This is a genomic window from Pseudomonas sp. D4-21, assembly GCF_051132125.1.
GTDB lineage: Bacteria > Pseudomonadota > Gammaproteobacteria > Pseudomonadales > Pseudomonadaceae > Aquipseudomonas.
On record NZ_CP071664.1, the window covers coordinates 657,701 to 681,119 of the forward strand.

The 23,419-nt window shown below is 60.9% G+C and carries 19 protein-coding genes; 14 read left to right on the forward strand and 5 right to left on the reverse strand.

Going from position 1 to position 23,419, the window contains the following annotated elements; translation table 11 throughout:
* The first annotated feature begins 301 nt into the window (after nt 1–301).
* The 11 genes from rpsF (at nt 302) to J3Q04_RS02955 (ending at nt 15,075) form a co-directional block, all read left to right on the forward strand.
* The gene (gene rpsF, locus J3Q04_RS02905; protein WP_420766197.1) at nt 302–730 is read left to right on the forward strand and encodes a 30S ribosomal protein S6; all 429 of its coding nucleotides are present in this window, start codon (nt 302–304) and stop codon (nt 728–730) included.
* Between the two features lie 28 nt (nt 731–758).
* A complete protein-coding gene (gene rpsR, locus J3Q04_RS02910; protein WP_002551829.1) occupies nt 759–989 on the forward strand; it encodes a 30S ribosomal protein S18 in 231 nt (76 codons plus the stop codon).
* A gap of 36 nt (nt 990–1,025) precedes the next feature.
* Complete coding sequence (locus J3Q04_RS02915; RefSeq protein ID WP_420766198.1) at nt 1,026–1,919, forward strand: hypothetical protein; 894 nt, start codon at nt 1,026–1,028, stop codon at nt 1,917–1,919.
* A gap of 18 nt (nt 1,920–1,937) precedes the next feature.
* Nucleotides 1,938–2,384: a 50S ribosomal protein L9 gene (rplI, locus tag J3Q04_RS02920; RefSeq protein WP_003186385.1), complete on the forward strand. Its 447-nt coding sequence runs from the start codon at nt 1,938–1,940 to the stop codon at nt 2,382–2,384.
* A gap of 117 nt (nt 2,385–2,501) precedes the next feature.
* The gene (gene dnaB / locus J3Q04_RS02925; protein ID WP_420766199.1) at nt 2,502–3,899 is read left to right on the forward strand and encodes a replicative DNA helicase; all 1,398 of its coding nucleotides are present in this window, start codon (nt 2,502–2,504) and stop codon (nt 3,897–3,899) included.
* 203 nt (nt 3,900–4,102) lie between these two features.
* Complete coding sequence (locus tag J3Q04_RS02930; RefSeq protein ID WP_420766200.1) at nt 4,103–6,403, forward strand: YgiQ family radical SAM protein; 2,301 nt, start codon at nt 4,103–4,105, stop codon at nt 6,401–6,403.
* Between the two features lie 297 nt (nt 6,404–6,700).
* Nucleotides 6,701–7,627 carry an NAD synthetase gene (locus J3Q04_RS02935; RefSeq protein ID WP_420766201.1) on the forward strand — a complete coding sequence of 309 codons (927 nt, stop codon included), beginning with the start codon at nt 6,701–6,703 and terminating at the stop codon, nt 7,625–7,627.
* The gene (locus J3Q04_RS02940; protein ID WP_420766202.1) at nt 7,624–8,085 is read left to right on the forward strand and encodes a hypothetical protein; all 462 of its coding nucleotides are present in this window, start codon (nt 7,624–7,626) and stop codon (nt 8,083–8,085) included. Before J3Q04_RS02935 ends, J3Q04_RS02940 begins: the two co-directional genes overlap by 4 nt.
* A 175-nt stretch (nt 8,086–8,260) precedes the next feature.
* The gene (locus J3Q04_RS02945) at nt 8,261–11,554 is read left to right on the forward strand and encodes a DUF2126 domain-containing protein (protein WP_434608071.1); all 3,294 of its coding nucleotides are present in this window, start codon (nt 8,261–8,263) and stop codon (nt 11,552–11,554) included.
* Nucleotides 11,555–11,695: 141 nt separating this feature from the next.
* Entirely contained in the window at nt 11,696–14,182 is a 2,487-nt protein-coding gene (locus J3Q04_RS02950) for a circularly permuted type 2 ATP-grasp protein (RefSeq protein WP_434608069.1), read from the forward strand.
* Nucleotides 14,182–15,075: a transglutaminase family protein gene (locus tag J3Q04_RS02955; protein WP_420766205.1), complete on the forward strand. Its 894-nt coding sequence runs from the start codon at nt 14,182–14,184 to the stop codon at nt 15,073–15,075. The genes J3Q04_RS02950 and J3Q04_RS02955 overlap by 1 nt, the downstream gene beginning before the upstream one ends.
* A 121-nt stretch (nt 15,076–15,196) precedes the next feature.
* Here J3Q04_RS02955 and J3Q04_RS02960 read toward each other — a convergent pair whose 3' ends face one another.
* Nucleotides 15,197–15,394: a hypothetical protein gene (locus J3Q04_RS02960; protein ID WP_434608067.1), complete on the reverse strand. Its 198-nt coding sequence runs from the start codon at nt 15,392–15,394 to the stop codon at nt 15,197–15,199.
* Nucleotides 15,395–15,462: 68 nt separating this feature from the next.
* Nucleotides 15,463–16,050 carry a TIGR00730 family Rossman fold protein gene (locus tag J3Q04_RS02965; RefSeq protein ID WP_434608065.1) on the reverse strand — a complete coding sequence of 196 codons (588 nt, stop codon included), beginning with the start codon at nt 16,048–16,050 and terminating at the stop codon, nt 15,463–15,465.
* A 339-nt stretch (nt 16,051–16,389) separates the two neighbouring features.
* Between J3Q04_RS02965 and azu the strand changes: the two genes are divergently transcribed.
* The gene (azu, locus tag J3Q04_RS02970) at nt 16,390–16,836 is read left to right on the forward strand and encodes an azurin (RefSeq protein ID WP_434560950.1); all 447 of its coding nucleotides are present in this window, start codon (nt 16,390–16,392) and stop codon (nt 16,834–16,836) included.
* Between the two features lie 111 nt (nt 16,837–16,947).
* Here the strand turns inward: azu and nadE are convergent, their stop codons facing one another.
* From nadE to J3Q04_RS02985, 3 genes are all read right to left on the reverse strand, one after another.
* On the reverse strand, nt 16,948–17,775 hold the full coding sequence (nadE, locus tag J3Q04_RS02975) for an ammonia-dependent NAD(+) synthetase (RefSeq protein WP_420766209.1): 828 nt from the start codon (nt 17,773–17,775) through the stop codon (nt 16,948–16,950).
* Nucleotides 17,776–17,779: 4 nt separating this feature from the next.
* Nucleotides 17,780–19,006: a nicotinate phosphoribosyltransferase gene (pncB, locus tag J3Q04_RS02980; protein WP_420766210.1), complete on the reverse strand. Its 1,227-nt coding sequence runs from the start codon at nt 19,004–19,006 to the stop codon at nt 17,780–17,782.
* Nucleotides 19,007–19,142: 136 nt separating this feature from the next.
* On the reverse strand, nt 19,143–20,054 hold the full coding sequence (locus J3Q04_RS02985; RefSeq protein ID WP_420766211.1) for a LysR family transcriptional regulator: 912 nt from the start codon (nt 20,052–20,054) through the stop codon (nt 19,143–19,145).
* Nucleotides 20,055–20,245: 191 nt separating this feature from the next.
* Here J3Q04_RS02985 and amaB point away from each other — a divergent pair, with 191 nt between their 5' ends.
* Both amaB and amaA read left to right on the forward strand, forming a co-directional pair.
* Complete coding sequence (gene amaB, locus J3Q04_RS02990) at nt 20,246–21,736, forward strand: L-piperidine-6-carboxylate dehydrogenase (protein ID WP_420766212.1); 1,491 nt, start codon at nt 20,246–20,248, stop codon at nt 21,734–21,736.
* A 147-nt stretch (nt 21,737–21,883) separates the two neighbouring features.
* Nucleotides 21,884–23,167 carry an L-pipecolate oxidase gene (gene amaA, locus J3Q04_RS02995; protein WP_434608062.1) on the forward strand — a complete coding sequence of 428 codons (1,284 nt, stop codon included), beginning with the start codon at nt 21,884–21,886 and terminating at the stop codon, nt 23,165–23,167.
* Nucleotides 23,168–23,419 lie beyond the last annotated feature (252 nt).

Here is a 23,419-nt window from a genome sequence, read left to right on the forward strand (position 1 = left end):
TGCAGTAACCCTCTGTGGGAGCGAGCCTGCTCGCGAAAGCGGTCTGACATTCGGCATCTATGTTGAATGAGATACCGCTATCGCGAGCAAGCTCGCTCCCACATTGGTTTTGTGTAAGGGGCAAATGCGGTTGTTCAAATAATCACCAATTGCCTTGCGCCGCCCTCGGCCCTTCTCTACAATTGCGCCCCTTGCTGTGATGGCAGGCACTTATGTGTCTAGCGTCCTCAAGTCCATAAGTGTCATTCACTCCTTGTCTGACCGTTTTTGAGCGGCAGGCTACAACCCGTAAGGAGCATTCATGCGTCATTACGAAATCATCTTTTTGGTCCACCCGGATCAAAGCGAGCAAGTCGGCGGCATGGTTGAGCGTTACACCAAGCTGATCGAAGAAGACGGCGGCAAAATCCACCGTCTGGAAGATTGGGGCCGTCGTCAACTGGCCTACGCAATCAACAATGTTCACAAGGCTCACTACGTGATGCTGAACGTTGAGTGCACCGGCAAGGCCCTGGCCGAGCTGGAAGACAACTTCCGCTACAACGATGCAGTGATCCGTAACCTGGTCATCCGTCGCGAAGAAGCCATCACTGGCCAATCCGAGATGCTCAAGGCTGAAGAAAACCGCAGTGAGCGCCGTGAGCGTCGCGACCGTCCTGAGCATTCTGACAGCGCCGAAGGCGATGACAGCGATAGCGACAGCGACAACAGCGATAACGCTGACGAGTAATCCACGGACCTTTTAAGGAGCCAATCACATGGCACGTTTCTTCCGTCGTCGTAAATTCTGCCGCTTCACCGCTGAAGACGTGAAAGAGATCGATTACAAAGATCTCAACACTCTGAAAGCCTACGTATCCGAGACCGGCAAAATCGTTCCAAGCCGTATCACCGGTACCAAAGCTCGTTATCAGCGTCAGCTGGCCACCGCTATCAAGCGCGCCCGCTTCCTGGCCCTGCTGGCCTACACCGACAGCCACGGCCGCTGAGACCGGGCAGTCGACAAGTAGTAAGGGATTGAATGCATGCGCGCCTTAGCTGACTTCATCATGCGGGGACGTATGCAGGCCACTCTTGTAGTGGCTGGATGTGCGGCATTGCCGTTGTTGTACTGGTTGGGTGCTGCCGCCGGGAGTCTTGTACTCCTGCGGCGCGGATTGAGGGACGCCTTGGGCGTTCTTGCTCTGGGACTTCTGCCAGCCTTGCTCTGGTGGATGTATTCCGCGGACCCGCGTGCAGTCATGGTGCTGCTGGGGTCTTCGGCGCTGGCGTTGGTGTTGCGCGCCAGCGAATCCTGGAACCGCGTGCTGCTGGTCAGCATAGCGATAGGTGTGGTGTTTTCAGTGGTGCTCGGGGTGGCTTTTGCGCCCCAGATCGAGATGCTGTCGCAGGCTTTGATAAAAATCCTGCCCGAGGCACTCGGTGATCTCTACCAACGGATGTCGGTAGAAGAGCAGGCGCGTTTCGCGTCCCTGATCGCCCCCGTCCTGACCGGACTGATTGCGGCCTTGTTGCAGATCGTCAGTGTGCTGAGCCTGGTTATCGGGCGCTACTGGCAGGCGTTGTTGTACAACCCGGGTGGTTTTGGTCGCGAGTTTCGCGCCATCCGTTTCCCGCTTGGGCTGGCGATGTTGCTGTTGGCGGGCATGCTTCTGGGGCCGAACTTCGGTCCGCAGATGGCAATGCTCACGCCGTTGTGCAGTGTACCGCTGGTCTTTGCCGCCCTGTCCCTGATTCACGGGCTGGTGGCGCAAAAGCGACTGGCCAGATTCTGGCTGGTGGGGTTGTACGTCACGTTGCTGCTGTTCATGCAGCTGATCTATCCGTTGCTGGTGGTCCTGGCCATCGTCGACAGCCTGATTGATTTTCGCGGTCGTATGGCGCCGAAAGACGCCGACAACGCGAACGGTGAAGGTTAAAAGTTAGAGGATTTTCACATGCAACTGATCCTTCTGGAAAAAATCGCCAACCTGGGCAACCTGGGCGACAAAGTAAACGTTAAGGCCGGCTACGGTCGTAACTACCTGCTGCCTTTCGGCAAGGCCACCGCTGCGACCGCTGCCAACCTGGCTGCGTTCGAAGAGCGTCGCGCCGAGCTGGAAAAAGCCGCCGCAGACCGTAAGGCATCGGCTGAAAGCCGTGCTGCCCAACTGGCCGAGCTGGAAGTGACCATCACTGCCACCGCTGGCGACGAAGGCAAGCTGTTCGGTTCGATCGGTACTCACGACATCGCTGACGCACTGACCGCCTCCGGCGTTGAAGTTGCGAAAAGCGAAGTTCGTCTGCCGAACGGCACCATCCGCAACGTAGGCGAATTCGACGTAGCCGTGCACCTGCACGCCGAAGTTGAAGCCACCGTACGCGTTGTCGTGGTAGCAGCCTAAGCAACACCTGTCGGCTGGCACCCTCGGGTGCTTGCCGGTAACATCGGGCACGATCCTGTCTACAGGTCGTGCCCTTTGTCTTTCTGCAATTGCTGAATTTCATAACCAGACGTGGCCATGAACGAAATCACCGCCCCCGAGCAATATGATCTGCAAACCGCTGCCCTGAAGGTGCCTCCGCATTCCATCGAGGCCGAACAGGCCGTGCTCGGTGGCCTGATGCTGGACAACAACGCCTGGGAGCGTGTGCTCGATCAAGTTTCCGACGGCGATTTCTACCGGCATGACCACCGCCTGATTTTCCGCGCGATCGCCAGGCTGGCCGACCAGAACATGCCGATCGACGTCGTGACCCTGGCCGAGCAATTGGACAAGGAAGGGCAGACGTCCCAAGTCGGCGGCCTCGGTTACCTGGGCGAACTGGCGAAAAACACACCGTCGGTCGCCAACATCAAGGCGTACGCACAGATCGTGCGCGAGCGGGCAACCTTGCGTCAGCTGATCGGCATCAGCACCGAGATCGCCGACAGCGCGTTCAACCCGGAAGGACGCACCGCCGCCGAGATCCTCGACGAAGCCGAGCGACAGATCTTCCAGATCGCCGAGGCACGACCGAAAACCGGCGGCCCGGTGAGCGTCAACGACCTGTTGACCAAGGCCATCGACCGCATCGACACCTTGTTCAACACCGACAACGCCATTACCGGTTTGTCCACTGGCTACACCGACCTCGACGAGAAGACCAGCGGCCTGCAGCCGTCCGACCTGATCATCGTCGCCGGCCGTCCGTCCATGGGTAAGACGACCTTTGCGATGAACCTGGTGGAAAACGCCGTGCTGCGCAGCGACAAAGCGGTGCTGGTGTACTCCCTCGAGATGCCAGGCGAATCGCTGATCATGCGTATGCTCTCGTCCCTGGGGCGTATCGACCAGACCAAGGTCCGTTCCGGCCAACTGGAAGACGACGATTGGCCGCGCCTGACCTCGGCGGTCAACCTGCTCAACGACCGCAAGCTGTTCATCGACGACACGGCGGGGATCAGCCCATCGGAAATGCGCGCCCGGACCCGCCGCCTGGTGCGTGAGCACGGCGACATCGCGCTGATCATGATCGACTACCTGCAATTGATGCAGATCCCCGGGTCCAGCGGTGACAACCGGACCAACGAGATTTCCGAGATCTCCCGTTCCCTCAAGGCCCTGGCCAAGGAATTCAACTGCCCGGTGGTGGCCCTGTCCCAGTTGAACCGCTCGCTGGAACAGCGTCCGAACAAACGCCCGGTGAACTCCGACTTGCGGGAATCCGGAGCGATCGAGCAGGACGCCGACGTGATCATGTTCGTCTACCGTGACGAGGTGTATCACCCCGAGACCGAGCACAAGGGTATCGCCGAAATCATCATCGGCAAGCAGCGGAACGGCCCGATCGGCTTTGTTCGCCTGGCCTTCATCGGCAAATACACACGCTTCGAGAACCTGGCGCCGGGTAGCTACAATTTTGATGATGACGAATAACCTGTTCTCTTGATCAGCCTTTGTGGCGAGGGAGCTTGCTCCCGCTGGGCTGCGAAGCAGACCCAGTTGTACTTGTAATCGAGCTGTGTGGGATATCCGGCTGCTGCGCAGCCGGACGGGAGCAAGCTCCCTCGCCACAATTGGTTATTTTTTGTGCTATATTCCGCGCCCGCGATTTTTCATCCTTTATACCGGTCATCGACATGCAAGCAGCCAAGCCGTTATTTGACTATCCCAAGTACTGGGCCGAATGTTTCGGCCCGGCGCCGTTCCTGCCCATGAGCAGGGAGGAGATGGATCAGCTCGGCTGGGATTCGTGCGACATCATCATCGTGACCGGTGATGCCTACGTCGATCACCCGTCGTTTGGCATGGCGATCATTGGTCGTTTGCTGGAAGCCCAGGGCTTTCGTGTCGGTATCATTGCGCAGCCGAACTGGCAGTCCAAAGACGATTTCATGAAGCTCGGCGAGCCTAATCTGTTTTTCGGTGTCGCGGCCGGCAACATGGACTCGATGATCAACCGTTACACCGCCGACAAGAAAATCCGTTCCGATGACGCCTACACCCCAGGTGGCCTGGCGGGCAAGCGGCCGGACCGTGCGAGTCTGGTCTATAGCCAGCGCTGCAAGGAAGCCTACAAGCATGTGCCCATCGTGCTGGGCGGTATCGAAGCGTCCCTGCGCCGCATTGCTCACTACGATTATTGGCAGGACCGGGTGCGCAACTCGATCCTGATCGACGCCTGCGCCGACATCCTGCTCTACGGCAACGCCGAGCGAGCGATCGTCGAAGTCGCCCAGCGCCTGTCCTACGGCCACAAGATCGAAGACATCACCGATGTGCGCGGCACCGCCTTCATCCGCCGTGACACGCCGCAAGGCTGGTATGAAGTCGATTCCACGCGCATCGACCGTCCGGGCAAGATCGACAAGATCATCAACCCGTACGTGAATACCCAGGACACCGCTGCTTGCGCCATCGAGCAAGAGAAGGGGCCGGTTGAGGACCCGAGCGAAGCCAAGGTCGTGCAGATCCTGGCGAGCCCGAAGATGACCCGCGACAAGACCGTGATCCGCCTGCCGTCGGTGGAAAAGGTCCGTGGCGACGCGGTGCTCTACGCCCACGCCAACCGTGTGTTGCACCTGGAAACCAACCCGGGGAACGCCCGTGCGCTGGTGCAGAAGCACGGCGAAGTCGACGTCTGGTTCAACCCGCCGCCCATTCCGATGACCACCGAAGAAATGGATTACGTGTTTGGCATGCCTTACGCACGTGTTCCTCATCCAGCGTACGGCAAGGAGAAAATCCCGGCCTACGAGATGATCCGTTTCTCGGTGAACATCATGCGCGGCTGCTTTGGTGGCTGCACCTTCTGCTCGATCACCGAGCACGAAGGGCGGATTATCCAGAACCGTTCCGAAGAGTCGATCATTCGCGAGATCGAAGAGATCCGCGACAAGGTGCCGGGCTTCACCGGTGTCATCTCCGACCTCGGCGGCCCGACCGCGAACATGTACCGCATCGCCTGCAAGAGCCCGGAAATCGAATCCGCGTGCCGCAAGCCGTCCTGCGTGTTCCCCGGCATCTGCCCGAACCTGAACACCGACCATTCTTCGCTGATCCAGCTGTACCGCAGCGCCCGGGCCTTGCCTGGGGTGAAGAAGATCCTGATTGCCTCCGGCCTGCGTTACGACCTGGCGGTCGAGTCGCCGGAATACGTCAAGGAGCTGGTGACGCACCACGTCGGCGGTTACCTGAAGATCGCCCCGGAGCATACCGAGGAAGGCCCGCTCAACCAGATGATGAAGCCGGGCATCGGCAGCTATGACAAGTTCAAGCGGATGTTCGAGAAGTACACCAAGGAAGCGGGGAAAGAGCAGTACCTGATTCCGTACTTCATTGCCGCCCACCCAGGCACCACCGACGAAGACATGATGAACCTGGCGCTGTGGCTCAAGGGCAACGGCTTCCGCGCCGACCAGGTGCAGGCGTTCTATCCGTCGCCGATGGCCACGGCCACCGCCATGTATCACTCGGGCAAGAACCCGTTGCGCAAGGTGACCTACAAGAGCGACGCGGTGACCATCGTCAAGAGCGAGGACCAGCGCCGTCTGCACAAGGCCTTCCTGCGCTATCACGACCCGAAAGGCTGGCCGATGCTGCGCGAGGCGCTGACCCGCATGGGTCGCGCCGACCTGATCGGGCCGGGCAAGCATCAGTTGATCCCGCTGCATCAGCCTTCGACCGACAGCTACCAGAGCGCTCGTCGCAAGAACTCGACGCCGGCTGGCAGCCACAAAGTGGGCAAGGAAACCACGAAGATCCTGACCCAGCACACCGGCCTGCCTCCGCGCGCCAGTGATGGCGGCAATGCCTGGGACAAGCGCGAGCAGGCCAAGGCCGCCGCGTTCGCCCGCAACCAGAAGGCCGCCAAGGAGCGCAAGGACGCGGCCAAGGGCAAGGGGCCCAAGCCGGCGCGCAAGCCTGTCGTGCCGCGCTGATCATCCGCCACCTAAAACGCCAGCTTAAATGCTGGCGTTTTGCTTTCTAGCGGGCGTGCTGGCTGTTTGTTATCGTGGCGACCGCCAACGGCGTGACGGCGGATGCATAGCTTTTTGTGGCGAAGGAGCTTGCTCCCGCTGGGCTGCGAAGCGGCCCCAACAATCCCATGCAATGTTCCCAGGCAGACCGTGCCGGCCGGTTTACGACGGCTTCGCCGCCGAGCGGGAGCAAGCTCCCTCGCCACAGGGGTTCTGTGTGGAAAGAATTAAATCCATCGATTTTCAAGGACGATTCATATGAGCAGCGCTACAACGGGCATCGGCATGGACCTGAACTTCTCCCAGTTCATGGCCCGCAAACGCATTGAAAGCCAAGTCAACCTGCCACGTCTGTTCGCCGCCATCGATGCCGACCCCAACATTGCCGGGGCGGGCGTGGTGTACATCGATTCCGAGTACAACGTAGTGACGCTGCGCGAATTCAAGCCGATTTGCAGCATCGCGCCCAAGCGAATCATCTTGCGCGAGGCCAAGAAGTACATCGCCCCGCAGCAATTCATCGATCAGGTAAAAAGCAGCCCGCGTGAGTCAAAGCTCGGGACTGAGTCGATGAATGCCGGTTTTTCCTGTGTCGCCGCTGTCATCGGTTGGGTGGTGGTGTTCAGTGGGAGCGTCGCTGTGCCGTTTACGGCGGGGGCCAGTGCCTTTGTCGTTGCGCTGGGCGCCGCTGCCGCGACGGCCAGTACCGCGCAATGCGTCATAGGCGGGATGCGGGTGGCGAATGAGTTGACCAATCCTACTGGCAACGATGAGATGAACGACGCCGATTGGTACAACATCGTAAGCCCCATTCTTGACGGTGTTTCCCTTGTCGGCGTCGGTGGCTCGGCTCTCACGACTGTTCGGCTGCTAAAGGCCAGCAAAGCAGCGGGCACCGGGAAGAGCTGGTATCAGTTGCTCAAAGGCCTGAGTCGTCAGGAGCGCAGCAAACTGACAAAGGAATTGTTGACCCTGAAAGATCCGAGTCTTACCGCCAAGCTGCTTAAACTGCAGCAACGAGCGGGCGCCTTGCCCAAGCGTTATTCCTCCGCTGAAATCAGGCATGCCACGCTGACTCAGATAAAGGATTCTCTCGGCGGCGCTTTGGGGATCATCGGCAGTTATACCGGTGATGGCGCCGTGAAGACTGTTGCCGTCGGGCTGTATGAGGAGTTCACGGAATGATCGGCGGCGGATCACTGAGGCAGTTCCTCGCCCGTTATTTTCCGGTGTTCATGGGGGCGATCTTTCTGGGCTGCTTTTCCGGGTCTACGCTGCTCGTTTTGTGCGCAGGTACTTATTGGCGTGCCTTGGAGCCTTCCGTCAGGAGCAACTACGTTGGTCTCGGCACTTTGGCTCTAGTGAGTGTCCTGGTCTTGGGCAATCTCATGATCGCACGCGGGCGCGCCTGGGCGATCTGGTGCGTGGCGGGTTATTTCCTCGCTTGCCTGGCGGCGGTGCTGCCGACGTTCGCTTATGGACCGCACCAAGGTGTTTACGTGTTTGCAGTGCTGTTGCCGCTACTGGGGCTATTGCTGCTCAATAGCAAACGCCACCGGGAAATGCGCAGCGAACTCATCGAAATCCGTCACCAACGCGAACGCATCATCCAGTCCGCCAAGGCCTCGCGCCCGCGCCGCTGAGTCGATTCGCTACCCTCTGCGCCGCATTTATGTGCGGCCTTCGCAGATCAATACAGGCATCGCGCGGTTTTAGTGCTCTACTGCCCTGAGTAGAGGTTGAAAGTGTCCGGCCTGCCTGCATGGCATAAGTCTTGCGCCGCTTTCGATAACGCCCAGGCTCCGCAGGAGGCACGCCGTGTCGATCCATGTCGCTTTGCACCATGTCACACACTATCGCTACGAGCGCGCTGTCGAACTCGGTCCACAGATCGTTCGCCTGCGTCCGGCGGCCCATAGCCGCACGCGCATTCTTTCGTACGCGCTGAAGGTTTCCCCCGATCAGCATTTCATCAATTGGCAGCAGGATCCCCAGGGCAATTACCTCGCGCGGCTGGTGTTCCCGGAAAAGACAGATGAGCTGCGGGTGGAGGTCGATCTGGTCGCCGAGATGGCGGTGTTCAATCCGTTCGATTTTTTCCTCGAGCCTTACGCCGAGAAAATCCCGTTCACCTATGCGGCTGACGAAAAACACGAGCTGATGCCCTACCTGGAAAAGCTTCCGCTGACGCCGAAATTCAAGGCGTATCTGGACAGCGTCGACCGCACGCCGTTGCCAGCGGTGGACTTTCTGGTGGCGCTCAACCAGCGCTTGAGCGAAGACATCAACTACCTGATCCGCATGGAGCCGGGCGTGCAGACGCCGGAGCATACGTTGGAGCACGCGTCCGGCTCCTGTCGCGACTCGGCCTGGCTGCTGGTGCAGCTGTTGCGTCACTTGGGCCTGGCGGCGCGTTTTGTCTCCGGTTACTTGATCCAGCTGACCGCCGATGTGAAAAGCCTCGACGGCCCGTCCGGTACGGAAGTGGATTTCACCGACCTGCATGCCTGGTGCGAAGTGTACCTGCCCGGCGCCGGATGGATCGGCCTCGATGCCACGTCCGGGTTGTTCGCCGGCGAAGGGCATATCCCATTGGCGTGTAGTCCTGATCCGTCCTCGGCGGCGCCCATCAGTGGCCTGGTGGAACCGTGCGAGTGTGAGTTCAGCCACGAGATGTCCGTCGAGCGAATCTGGGAAGCGCCACGGGTCACCAAACCCTACACCGAAGAACAATGGCTGGCGATCCAGGCGTTGGGTCGGCAGATCGATGCGGACCTGCAGGAAGGTGACGTGCGCCTGACCATGGGCGGTGAGCCGACCTTCGTTTCCATCGATGACCCGGACGGCGCCGAGTGGAACACCGCGGCGCTTGGACCGGACAAGCGCCGCCTCAGCGCAGAATTGTTCCAGCGCATGCGCGAACATTACGCGCCGCAGGGGCTGGTGCATTTCGGCCAGGGCAAGTGGTACCCCGGCGAGCAATTGCCGCGTTGGTCGCTCAACTGCTATTGGCGGCGTGACGGGGTGCCGATCTGGCACAACAGCGCGTTGATTGCCGACGAGAAAAAAGACTACGGCGCCGATGGCGAATTGGCTGGGCGTTTTCTGGCGAGTGTCGCTGAACGCTTGAAAATTCCCACGCAATTCGTGTTTCCCGCCTACGAGGATAATTTCCATTATCTCTGGCGCGAAGGCTCGTTGCCTTCGAACGTGACGGCTGAGGATTCCCGTCTGGAAGACCCGTTGGAGCGGGCGCGATTGCGCAAGGTCTTCAGCCAGGGGCTGGGCAAGGTGATCGGTCAGGTCCTGCCGCTGGCACGCACCGCCAAGGGCGACCAATGGCAAAGCGGGCGCTGGTACCTGCGCGACGATCATTGCCGGCTGGTGCCGGGGGATTCGCCACTGGGCTACCGCCTGCCGCTGGCGTCTCAGCCGTGGGTGACGGCGGCCGAATATCCGTTCATCCACCCCACCGACCCGAACCAGGATTTGCCCGAGCTACCCGACACCGAGCAGTTGAAGCATCACGGCGAGCCGGCGCTGGAACAGGAGCGCGTGCCAAAGGTCGACGAATCGGCCGATTGGCTGACCCGCACCGCCTTCTGTGCCGAGGCCAGGGAAGGGCGGCTGTACCTGTTCATGCCACCGCTGGAGCGGGTCGAGGATTACCTGGAGTTGGTCAGCGCCATCGAAGCGACGGCGCAGGAACTGGGTTGCCCTGTTTTGTTGGAGGGCTACGAGCCACCGAGCGATCCGCGCCTGAGCAATTTTCGTATCACGCCAGACCCGGGTGTCATCGAGGTCAACGTGCAGCCTTCGGCAACTTGGGAAGAATTGGTCGAGCGCACCGAGTTTCTTTACGAGCAAGCGCGACTGAACCGGCTGACCACCGAGAAATTCCTGATCGATGGCCGGCACACCGGTACCGGTGGCGGTAACCATTTCGTACTGGGCGGCGCGACACCGGCAGATTCACCGTTCCTGCGGCGCCCGGACTTGCTGCGCAGCCTGATCAGCTACTGGCACAACCACCCGTCATTGTCCTACCTGTTTTCCGGATTGTTCATCGGCCCGACATCCCAGGCACCGCGCGTGGACGAGGCGCGCAACGATGCGTTGTATGAGCTGGAAATAGCCTTCGCGCAAATGCCACAGCCCGGCGACGAATGCCCGCCGTGGTTGGTGGATCGGCTGCTGCGCAACCTGCTGATCGACGTCACCGGCAACACCCATCGCGCCGAGTTTTGCATCGACAAGCTCTATTCGCCGGACGGCGCCACCGGACGGCTCGGCTTGCTGGAGCTGCGCGCTTTCGAAATGCCGCCCCACGCGCGCATGAGCCTGACCCAGCAATTGCTGTTGCGGGCGTTGGTGGCGCGGTTCTGGCGCGAGCCCTATGCACCGGCCAAACTGGCGCGCTGGGGCACCGAGCTGCATGATCGTTTCCTGCTGCCGCACTTCATCGAGCAGGATTTTGCCGAGGTCATCGAAGAGTTGAATGGCGCCGGCTACCCGCTGCGTGCCGAGTGGTTCGCCGCGCACCTGGAGTTTCGCTTTCCCAAAGTGGGCGACTTCGCAGTCAACGGTGTCGAGCTGCAGTTGCGCCAGGCGCTGGAGCCTTGGCATGTGCTGGGGGAAGAGGGCTCGGCGGGCGGCACGGTGCGTTATGTGGACTCGTCCCTGGAGCGGTTGCAGATCAAGCTTACGGGGCTGGCGCCACAACGTTACCTGCTGACCTGCAATGGCGTGCCGGTGCCGTTGCAGCCCACCGGCCGGGTGGGGGAGTTTGTCGCCGGGGTACGTTTCCGTGCGTGGCAACCGTTCAACTGCTTGCAGCCGACCATCCCGGTCCATGCGCCGTTGGTCTTCGATGTGCTCGACACCTGGATGCAGCGCTCCCTGGGCGGCTGCCAATACCACGTGGCGCATCCGGGCGGGCGCAACTATGACAGCCTGCCTGTCAACGCCAACGAAGCGGAGAGCCGGCGGATGGCGCGATTCTTCCGTATTGGACATACGCCCGGAAAATTGCCGATACCCAGCCTGGCGGTGGATGACGATTTTCCCTTCACGCTCGATCTGCGACGCTTTCACCGGACCTCAAAAAGCTAGCTGGACCTTGTGGCGGGGGATAAATCCCCTCGCCACGATTGCACTCTGAAAACCCAGGTCGGATCCAACACAAACACACCTATCCGGGCGTCATGCGCTTGCGCTAGTCTCACCTATCATCGCTGTCCTGCCGAGCTTTCCATGCCTGACCTGCTTGACCGTTACCCGCTGACGACGGGCACCTATCACGAACTGCTGGACGGCAGCGGCGCGGTGCGTGCGCACTGGCAACGGCTGTTCGACCAGTTGCAGCGCAGCACGCCGGGCCAATTGGTCCAGCGCCAGGCACTGCTGGCACGGCAGATCCAGGAAAACGGTGTCACCTATAACGTCTATGCCGACCCTAAGGGCGCCGACCGGCCGTGGGAGCTGGACCTTCTGCCCCACGTCATCGACGCCCAGGAATGGAAGCTGTTGTCGGCCGGCATTGCCCAGCGCGCGCGTTTGCTCAATGCGGTACTGGCCGACCTGTACGGACCGCAGCGGCTGATCAGTGAAGGGCTGCTGCCAGCGGAGCTGGTCTTCGGACACAACAATTTCCTCTGGCCTTGCCAGGGCATCGCTCCGCCGGACGGTGATTTCCTGCACTTGTATGCCGTGGATCTGGCGCGTGCGCCCGACGGCCGCTGGTGGGTCACCGCCGATCGGACCCAGGCGCCCTCAGGGGCGGGTTATGCGCTGGAAAACCGCATGATCGTCTCTCGTGCCTTTCCCGATCTCTATCGCGACCTGAAGGTGCGGCATCTGTCCGGTTTCTTCCGCACCTTGCAGGAAACCCTGGCGCGACAGGCCCCCAGCGATGGCGAGCCGCCGCTGGTGGTATTGCTCACGCCGGGACGATTCAACGAAAGCTATTTCGAACATCTCTACCTGGCGCGCCAACTCGGCTATCCCCTTGTGGAGGGCGGTGACCTGACCGTTCGGGACGCCACGGTGTACCTCAAGACCCTCAGCGGCCTGCGCCGGGTTCACGCGATCATGCGTCGGCTCGACGACGATTTCTGCGACCCCCTGGAGTTACGCACCGATTCGGCCCTTGGCGTACCCGGATTGTTGGACGCGGTGCGCCAGGGCCGGGTATTGGTGGCCAATGCCCTGGGCAGTGGCGTGCTGGAGTCGCCAGGTCTGCTGGGCTTCCTGCCGCGGATCAACCAGTATCTGTTCGGCGAAGAACTGCTGCTGCCCTCCATCGCCACCTGGTGGTGCGGCGAGCCGCCGGTGCTGGCCCAGGCGCTGGAGAAATTGCCCCAGTTGTTGATCAAGCCGGCGTTTCCTTCCCAGAGTTTCGCACCGGTGTTCGGCCGCGATCTGAACGAGGAGCAGCGCGGCCAGCTGGCGGCGCGCATGCAGGCGCGGCCCTATGCGTATGTCGCGCAAGAGTTGGCGCAACTGTCCCAGGCTCCGGTGTGGCAGGCCGAACACGGCCAGCTCCAGCCCCGGGCGATCGGCATGCGCGTGTATGCCGTAGCGGGAAAAGACGATTATCGGGTCTTGTCCGGCGGCCTGGCCCGAGTGGCCGCCGAGGCCGATGCCGAAGTGGTATCGATGCAGCGCGGCGGTGCCAGCAAGGACACCTGGGTGCTTGGAGAGCAGGCACCCGGCGGCGAGCAATGGAAGGCCCAGCGTACCGTGGGTGTTCACGATCTGGTGCGGCGTGATCCGTACCTGCCCTCCCGGGTGGTGGAAAACCTGTTCTGGTTCGGTCGCTACTGCGAGCGTTGCGATGACAGTGCGCGTCTTTTGCGGATCATGTTGGCGCGGTACGTCGATGGCGATGACCCCCAGGCCTTGCAATCGGCGGTGTCTCTGGGCGAAAGCCTGATGTTGTTGCCTGAGGAGGGGGCATTGCCCGAGCGCTTGCTGGCTGCGGTCCTGGGGGATGACTGGTCGTTCAGCCTGCGCTCCAACCTGCAGCGCTTGCAGTGGGCGGCCTCGCAGGTGCGCGGCAAGCTGTCGCGGGAGAACTGGCAGGCACTGGTGGAGTTGCAGCGGGAAGCCATGGAGCTGGAAACCAGCGAGCCGGATTTCGGCGAGCTGTTGGATTTCCTCAACCGCCTGGTGATGTCCCTGGCCGCATTGTCGGGGTTCGCCCTGGACGACATGACGCGCGACGAGGGTTGGCGTTTTCTCATGATCGGCCGACGCCTGGAGCGCTTGCAATTTCTCAGCAGCAGCCTGGCGGCGTTCCTGCGGGGCGAGGCGGTATTCGATCAGGCCGGGCTGGAATGGTTGTTGGAATTGGGCAACAGCAGTATCACGTACCGCTCGCGCTACCTGGCGGTGGCGCAGTTGATTCCGGTGCTCGACCTGTTGTTGCTGGACGAACAGAACCCCCATGCGGTGCTTTTCCAATTGAAACTGGTGGCGCGCACCCTCAAGCGCTTGAACGATGATTTTGCCGCGCCGAGAGAAACCGCCCTGCCGGAGTTGGTGGCGCGCCTTTCGCGGTTCGACTTGCGGTGCCTGGAGAATCCGCTGTTCGGTGAGGCCAGCTTGCGCGCGGCGGTCGATGGCCTGGCCGATCTGTTACAGGAAGTCGCCGACGTCAGCGCCCAGGTCTCCGATCGCCTGGCCTTGCGACACTTCGCCCACGTTGACGATGTCAGCCAACGCACGGTATCCGTCTGATGAGTGCCCGTTACCAGATCCTCCATGACACCCATTATCACTACGACAGCCCGGTGTCCCTCGCGCAGCAACTGGCTCATCTATGGCCGAGACACTGCGAATGGCAGCGCTGTACCGAGCAACAGCTGTCCATCAGCCCGGAGCCGACGACCCGCCGTGACGAACACGATGTATTCGGCAACCCGCTGACCCGCCTGGCTTTCGAGCGGCCTCACGATGAGCTGCTGGTCAACGCCCGGCTGAGCGTCGAGGTGCTCGCGCGGCCCGCGCTGGATTTCAACCTGTCGCCGGCCTGGGAGTCGACCGGTAACGCCTTGACCTACAGCGGCCGGCCCCTGACGGCACAATGGATGGACGCGTGCCGCTACCGTTTCGAATCACCCTACGTGCATCTCAAGCGCAGCTTCGTCGAGTTTTCCGAGAGCTGTTTCCCGGCCGGCCGACCGTTGATGGTCGGTGTGCGGGCGCTGATGGAAAAAATCTTCGAGGAGTTCACCTTCGATGCCGAGGCCACCCAGGTCGCGACACCGCTGGTAGAAGTGCTGGAGCGACGCCGGGGTGTCTGTCAGGACTTCGCCCATCTGATGTTGGCCTGCGTGCGTTCCCGCGGGTTGGCGGCGCGGTATGTCAGTGGCTACCTGCTGACCCAGCCACCGCCCGGCCAGGCCCGGCTGATCGGGGCCGATGCGTCACACGCCTGGGTCTCGGTGTTCTGCCCGGTGCTGGGCTGGGTGGACTTCGACCCGACCAACAACGTGCAGCCGGCGCTGGAACACATCACCTTGGCCTGGGGGCGGGATTTTTCCGATGTGTCGCCGCTGCGCGGGGTGATCCTGGGGGGCGGTACCCATGATCCGGATGTTCGGGTGACGGTGATGCCGCTGGAGTCATAAGAAGATCCATCGTGGGAGCGAGCCTTCTCGCCAAAGCGGCGGTTCAGCCAGCATGGAAGGGCCAGGCAAACCGTCATCGCGAGCAAGCTCGCTTCCACAGGGCATCGGCGGAACGCTGAATTCAGGCGTCGGGTGCCTGGTCTTTCGGCACATCCACATCGTGTTCTGCCGCCACGTCGCCGTCGCCGTCGCCGTCGCTGTCCGGGTTCAGGGCCGCTTCTTCAGCCGAAGCCTTCTTGCGCTGGAGCTTTTCCTCTTTCTTCTGCTCCTTGGCCAGGTCTCTTTGACGTTTGGCGAAGGAATAATTGGGTTTAGCCATGGGCGATCCTCTGGGGTCGAAGGTGAGGTTGAGCGGCGCGTATTCTGCCCTGTATCGGGACCGAGCCGTTAGCTTGGTTTTTGTTCGGCCCACTTTGGCTGCACGGACGGTTGCCATTCGTCCAGCGCATCGAGCAGTGTGTGCGCAGATTCGCTCACCTGCAGCATGTCACGATGCGGCGCGCGGACGAAGCCTTCGCCGACGATATGATCGAGGAAGCCGGTGAGCTTGCTGTAGAAACCGTTCACTTCCAGCAGCCCCAGCGGCTTGCCGTGATAACCGAGCTGACCCCAGGTCCAGACTTCGAACAGTTCCTCCAGGGTGCCGAGCCCGCCGGGCAAGGCGATGAAGGCGTCGCTGAGCTCAGCCATGCGGGCCTTGCGCGCGTGCATGCCGTCTACCACTTCAAGGCGCGTCAGGCCGCTGTGACCGATTTCCTTGTCTTTCAAACTTTGCGGGATGATGCCAATCACTTCGCCGCCAGCGGCGAGGGCTGCATCGGCAACGACACCCATAAGACCGACCGCGCCACCGCCGTAGACCAAGGTGAGTTTTCGTTCGGCCAAAGCACGGCCCAGGGCCTGGGCCGCTTCCAGATAGGCCGGGTGGCTGCCGGTGCTGGCGCCGCAAAATACACAAACAGACGCTATGGACATGCTTCACTCCGCGATTCGATGACCGGACCAGAGTAAAGCCTGCCCTTTGTTGCGCAAAGAATTAAACCTCGCGGCGAGGTTTTTCATAGGTGCCACTGGCACCGCAGGCGTAGGCGGCGAGCAAGCTGCATAACAGGCTGTTGAGGTTCATGACCAGCACTCCAGGGTTGATGGGACAGATCTTAGAGGTGCGTCATACTTCTGGCCGGTTGATTCTGTCCATCAGGCTGATAGTCTTAAGTTGTATACAATCTTTGACTCAGGTCATAGGAACTTGCCAGAAAATCAGGCAGTCTTCCCCTCTGACGGATTTCGTTAACCATGCTTTGGAGATTCATGATGTTCGCCAAACTTGTAGCAGTATCCCTGTTGACGCTGGCCAGCAGCCAACTGATGGCAGCGGAGTGCAAGACCACCATCGATTCCACCGACCAGATGACCTTCAGCACCAAGGCCATCGAAATCGATAAGAGCTGCAAGACGTTCACCGTTGAGCTGACTCACTCGGGTAACCTGCCGAAAAACGTGATGGGTCATAACTGGGTGCTGAGCAAAGAGGCCGACATGCAGCCGATCGCCACCGATGGCCTGGGCGCCGGTATCGACAAGAACTATCTCAAGGAGGGTGACGCCCGCGTTATCGCACACACCAAGGTTATCGGCGCCAAGGAAACCGACTCGGTGACTTTCGATGTCTCTAAGCTGGACGCTGCCGAGAAGTACGGTTTCTTCTGCTCGTTCCCGGGCCACATCTCGATGATGAAAGGCACGGTTACCCTGAAGTAACAAATTTCAGGCAGAAAAAAGCGCCCCCGTGCAGGGCGCTTTTTTTATACCAGGCAATAACCTTTGTGGGAGCAAGCTTGCTCCTACATGGGCCTGTCCACCAAATGGTGGTCAAGGAGCGTACGGCATCACTCGCTTGTGCTCGGTCTTGCGGTAGGTGTCGCAGATAATCTTCGCCGCTTCTTCGCGAATCGGTTGGCCATGCAGGAACGCGTCGATCTCGGCATAGGTCACGCCGTGGGCCGCTTCGTCCGGCTTGCCAGGCGACAGGTCTTCCAGGTCGGCGGTGGGGACTTTTTCCACCAGCGATTCCGGCGCGCCAAAGTCGCGGGCGATGGCCCGGACCTGGTTTTTCACCAGCCCGCTCAGCGGCGCCAGGTCGCAGGCGCCGTCACCGAACTTGGTGAAGAACCCCATCACCGCTTCGGCCGCATGATCGGTGCCGATCACCATGCCCTGTTCGGCGCCGGCGATGGTGTATTGCGCCACCATGCGCATCCGCGCCTTGGTATTGCCCAACACGAAATCCCGCGAGCCCGGCGCCTTGCCCTCGAACGCGAGGACTTCCTTGGCCAATGCCTTGACCGCCGGGCCGATATTGACGGTATGGCGCTCGTCTGGCTCGATGAAATCGACACAGGCCTGGGCTTCGTGTTCGTCGAACTGGGTCTCGTACGGTAAGCGCACGGCAACGAACTTGTACGCCGCATTGCCGGTTTTTTCCCGCAACTCGCGCACGGCACGCTGGGCCAACAGGCCGGCGGTCAACGAGTCGACCCCGCCGCTGATGCCCAGTACCAGGCTCTTGAGCCCGGAGTTGACGAGGCAGTCCTGGATGAAGCTCACCCGACGAGCGATTTCGGCCTTGAGGGCGGCGTCATCGGCAAATGGCGGTTGGACCTTGAGCTGTTCAGCAATCTCACGCTGTACGGCTTGCATGAATTCACTCCTTGCTTGATGTGCCAGAAAGGGCGGCAGGTACTTGGAAAACATGTCGCATATAGGCGACGAAATTCGGGTCCTTGCAGTGGGTCTTACCGGGCTCGTCTGAAATCTTGGCCACGGGTTGCCCGTCACAACTGATCATTTTAAGCACGATGCTCATGGGCTCCACGCCTGGAATGTCACAGGTCAGGTTGGTCCCGATACCAAAGCTCACATTAATGCGACCACGCAAGGCGCGGAAAATCTCCAGGCATTTTGGCAATGTCAGGCTGTCGGAGAACACCAGGGTCTTGCTCATCGGGTCGATACCCAGCTTGTGATAGTGGGCAATGGCTTTCTCGGCCCAGATGACCGGGTCACCCGAATCATGGCGCAAGCCGTCAAACAGCTTGGCGAAGAACAGATCGAAATCCTTGAGGAAGGCGTCCATGGTGATGCAATCGGTCAGCGCGATGCCCAGCAGCCCTCGGTATTCGCGCACCCAGCAGTCGAGCGCGGCGATCTGACTGTCGATCAGCCTTGGGCCCAGTTGCTGGTGAGCCATGATCCACTCATGGGCCATGGTGCCCAAGGGTTTCATGTCCAGTTCACGGGACAGATGCACGTTGCTGGTGCCGACGAAGCGTCCCGGAAAGTCGTGCTTGAGCACGTTGACCACTTCTTCCTGGGTTCGGTAGGAGAACCGACGGCGGGTGCCGAAATCGGCCACTTGCAGTTCGGACAATTCCTCGGCACTGGCATTGGCGTTCAGCCAGTCGAACTTGCGATAAAGCTGTTCCCGCGCCTGTTCCAGAACGATTTCACGGTAGCGATAGCGGTTGCGCACTTCGCTGACAATGGCCAGCAAAGGCACTTCGAACAGGATGACGTGCAGCCATGGCCCGCGCAGGCGGATAAACAGCTCGCCGTTTTCGATGCCCGTGTGCACATAGCGCAGGTTGAAACGGAACAGGCCCAGAAAGCGCAGGAAATCCGGTTTCAAGAAGCAGATGCGTTCGAGAAAACCCAACTGGTCGGCGCTCAGGCTCAGCTCGGCCAAGCGTTCGATCTGGAAGCGGATCTCCGCAAGGTAGGGCCGCAGGTCTTCGCTGTTTCGGCAGCGGAACTCCCACTCCACTTCGACGTTGGGGTAGTTATGCAGCACCGCCTGCATCATCGTCAGCTTGTAGAAGTCGGTGTCGAGCAGGTTCTGCACGATGCGATCGGCAAATACACTCTCGCTCATAACGTGAATCTCCAGACAGGTGGCTGCGGCGGGCAGCGGCGTACGGCAGTTCGTAGTGAAAGGGCTAGTGGCGCATAACCGTGGTGGGTTTTGCCAGTGTTTTTTGCCTCACACGCCTTCGTGGCGAGGAGCCCTCTTATTGTTGCGCAATATCAGCACCGTCGATCTGCTCCAACATCCACTCCACGAACATCCGCACCTTGGGCACTTCCGCCGAATGTTCCGGATAAGCCAGATAATAGGCATTGGTGCTGGGCATCGCATGCTGCCAGGGAATGACCAGCTTGCCGTCGGCCAGTTCTTCTTCCACCAGGAACCTGGGCAGCAGGGCCACGCCGCAGCCGACCTGGGCTGCGCGGATGCACATATAGAAGGTTTCGAAGCGCGGCCCGTGGTAGCTGTGTTCGGTGTGATAACCCAGGTCTTCGAACCAGTCGTGCCAAGCCTGTGGGCGCGAGGCGTTTTGCAGCAGGACCAGATCGGTCAGTTGCGTCGGGTCGGTGAAAGGCTGGTCCGGCAGGCTGCCCGGCGCGCAGACTGGCACCAGTTCTTCGCCGAACAGTTTCAAGGATTCAGTTCCGGGTCGTGAGGCTTGGCCAAAATAGAACGCCAGGTCACTGCGACCTTGCTGTAGGTCATCGGCCTCTTGCTCGCTGCACAGGTCCAGATGAATGCTGGGATGGCGCAGGCGCCAGCCCTTGAGCCGTGGGACCAACCAGCGCGCGCCGAACGTTGGTGGCGTAGACACGCGCAGGACTTCGGTGTCACCACCGTAGGAACGCAGGTAATGAGTGGACATCTCAACTTGGGTGAGGATTTTTCGTACTTCTCCCAGGTACAAATCCCCTGCGGGAGTCAATTGCAGGCGTCGACGCACGCGACGGAACAGCAAGTGCTGGAGCAACTCTTCCAACTGCGCGACCTGTTTGCTGACGGCGCTCTGGGTCAGGTTCAATTCTTCGGCGGCGCGGGTGAAGCTCAGGTGACGGGTCACTGCTTCGAAGCACTGCAGCGCGGTGATCGACGGCAAATAGCGTTTATTGAGCATGATGGAGCCTTATTTTTTGTCGCTCTGCTTTTGTGCTGAAGAGTCTGCTTCAGGGGCAGCATGAATAAACGGAATGATATCTCGCTTAAAGGTCGTTTGTTGGCAAGTCTCGGGCCAGCTACAACTACAGGTCTGATCAGCCGTGTTCGTCCGGCTGCCACCCCATTGTCTTTCGCTTGAGGAATTTACCCATGGTTGCTGCATTGCTTGATCGTCTGGGTGTCGACCCGGCCTTGTACCAGAACGGCACACAGCCAGTGCATTCGCCCATCGATGGCAGTCGCATCGGCGCGGTGAACTGGGAAGGCGCCGCCGAGGTCGAGCAGCAGGTCAGCCGGGCCGAGCATGCCTTTGACCTGTGGCGCAAGGTGCCGGCCCCCCGTCGTGGCGAGCTGGTGCGCCAGTTCGGCGATCTGTTGCGTGAATACAAGGCCGACCTCGGTGAACTGGTGTCCTGGGAAGCCGGCAAAATCACCCAGGAAGGCCTGGGCGAAGTGCAAGAGATGATCGACATCTGCGATTTCGCCGTCGGCCTGTCCCGCCAGCTTTACGGCCTGACCATCGCGTCGGAGCGCCCCGGCCATCACATGCGTGAGACCTGGCACCCGCTGGGCGTGGTCGGCGTAATCAGCGCCTTCAACTTCCCTGTTGCAGTCTGGGCCTGGAACACCACGTTGGCCCTGGTCTGCGGCAACCCGGTGATCTGGAAGCCTTCGGAAAAGACTCCGCTGACCGCCCTGGCGTGCCAGGCCTTGTTCGAGCGCGTACTGAAGAACTTCAGCGACGCGCCACCGTACCTGAGCCAGGTGATCATCGGCGGTCGCGATGCCGGCGAAGCCTTGGTGGACGACCCGCGCGTGGCGTTGATCAGCGCCACCGGCAGCACCCGCATGGGGCGTGAAGTGGCGCCGAAAGTCGCGGCGCGCTTCGCCCGCAGCATTCTCGAATTGGGCGGTAACAACGCCATGATTCTGGCCCCGAGCGCCGACCTGGACATGGCGGTGCGCGCGATCCTGTTCAGCGCCGTCGGCACCGCCGGCCAGCGCTGCACCACCTTGCGCCGGCTGATCGCCCATGAGTCGGTGAAGGAAGAAATCGTCACCCGGCTCAAGGCTGCCTACTCGAAAGTGCGCATCGGTCATCCGTTGGAAGGCAATCTGGTGGGCCCGCTGATCGACAAGCAAAGCTTCGAGAACATGCAGGACGCACTGGAGCAGGCCCTGAGCGAAGGCGGGCGGGTGTTTGGCGGCAAGCGCCAGCTCGAAGACCAGTTCCCGAATGCCTATTACGTTTCGCCCGCCATCGTCGAGATGCCGGAGCAAAGCGACGTGGTGCGCCATGAAACGTTCGCACCGATTCTTTATGTGGTCGGCTACAAGGATTTCGCTGAAGCGCTGGACTTGAACAACTCCGTGCCCCAGGGCCTGTCCTCCTGCATTTTCACCACCGACGTGCGTGAAGCCGAGCAATTCATGTCGGCGGTGGGCAGCGACTGCGGCATCGCCAACGTCAACATCGGCCCGAGCGGCGCGGAAATCGGCGGCGCCTTCGGTGGCGAAAAGGAAACCGGCGGCGGTCGCGAATCCGGCTCCGATGCATGGCGCGCCTACATGCGCCGTCAGACAAACACCGTGAATTACTCGCTGGAGTTGCCGTTGGCACAGGGGATTACGTTTGACTGAGAACCGGTCAAGTGTCCTTGTGGGAGCGAGTCTGCTCGCGATAGCGGTGTGCCAATCACTTCTGATGTGACTGATTCGCCGCCATCGCGAGCAGGCTCGCTCCTACATTGAATTGTGTGTTTGTTGGGTTTCTGTTGGAGTCTGGCAATGCCGTTACGCGAAGAATGTCTGTGGGAAAAACTGACGCCGCAAAGGCCTGAAAATACTGCGCTCACTGGCGAGATCAAGGTGGACGTCTGCGTCATCGGCGCAGGTTTTACCGGCCTGTCGGCGGCGGTGCATTTGCTGGAGCAAGGCAAGCGTGTCGCGGTGCTTGAAGCTCATCGGGCCGGGCATGGCGGATCGGGGCGTAACGTTGGGCTGGTGAATGCCGGTCTGTGGATCCCGCCGGACGAGATCGAGGCTGGGTTTGGCGCGGCAGTGGGCAGCCAGCTCAACCGTATGCTGGGCGCTGCGCCGGCGTTGGTGTTCAGCCTTGTCGACAAGTACGCCATCGATTGCCAGCTGCGCCGCGAAGGTACCTTGCACATGGCCCATAACGCCCGGGGCGAGGCGGACCTGCGCAGCCGCGAAGAACAATGGAAGCGCCGTGGCGCGCCGGTTGAGCTGCTCACCGGCCAAGCCTGTGTCGATGCCACCGGCACCGACAAGATCGCCGCGGCGTTGCTCGATCGCCGGGCCGGCACGCTCAATCCGATGGCCTATGCCAGTGGATTGGCCAAAGCCGCCAAGGATCTTGGCGCCCATATGTTCGACCATTCGCCGGTGACGCGGTTGGAGCGCCAAGGCCAGCGTTGGTCGGTTCAGACCGCCCAGGGCTCGGTGCTGGCCGAGCAAGTCGTGATCGCCTCCAACGCCTATACCGAGGGCGACTGGACCGAATTGCGGCGCAATTTTTTCCCCGGTTATTACTACCAGGTGGCCTCGGTCCCGCTGGACGACGAGGCGGCCCGACGCATCCTGCCGGGCGGGCAGGGCTCTTGGGATACCCGCCAGGTGTTGAGCAGCATTCGCCGGGACAAGGACGGTCGCCTGCTGCTGGGCAGCCTGGGCAACGGTAACCGCAAGCCAGCCTGGTTCCTCAAGGCCTGGGCTGACCGGGTGCAGCAGCACTATTTCCCTTACCTGAAGCCGGTGGAATGGGAATGCACCTGGACCGGTTGCATCGCTTTCACGCCTGATCATTTGATGCGTCTGTTCGAACCGGCACCCGGCCTAGTGGCAGTGACCGGTTACAACGGGCGGGGCGTGACCACCGGCACTGTCGTGGGCAAGGCATTTGCCGATTACCTGTGCCACGGCGATGCCAAGGCGCTGCCGATCCCCTTCGCGCCGATGCAGCCTTTGGCGGGTGTCGGCCTGCGCAGCTGCTTGTATGAAGCGGGCTTTTCGCTGTACCACGCGGGCCAGTGCTTGCGCATCGTCATCTGATTGTTGAAAAGTGTTTCTGATGGCGGCGTTTTTTAGTTGAACGTCTAGCCTGTTATGGTGCGGGTTGTAGCAGCCGCGCACCGACAGTGTGCAGTTCGGTGACGTAGGTTGTTACACAGTGGTTGCACGCCGTTTCATGCGGCGGTTGCAATGATGGCTCATGGAGGGTTTTACCTACTTTTAAATCAGGTTGCACCTCGTGCGGTTTAGACGGTTGCACGCCCTGTGAAAAAGGGCCCGAAACAGTCGAAA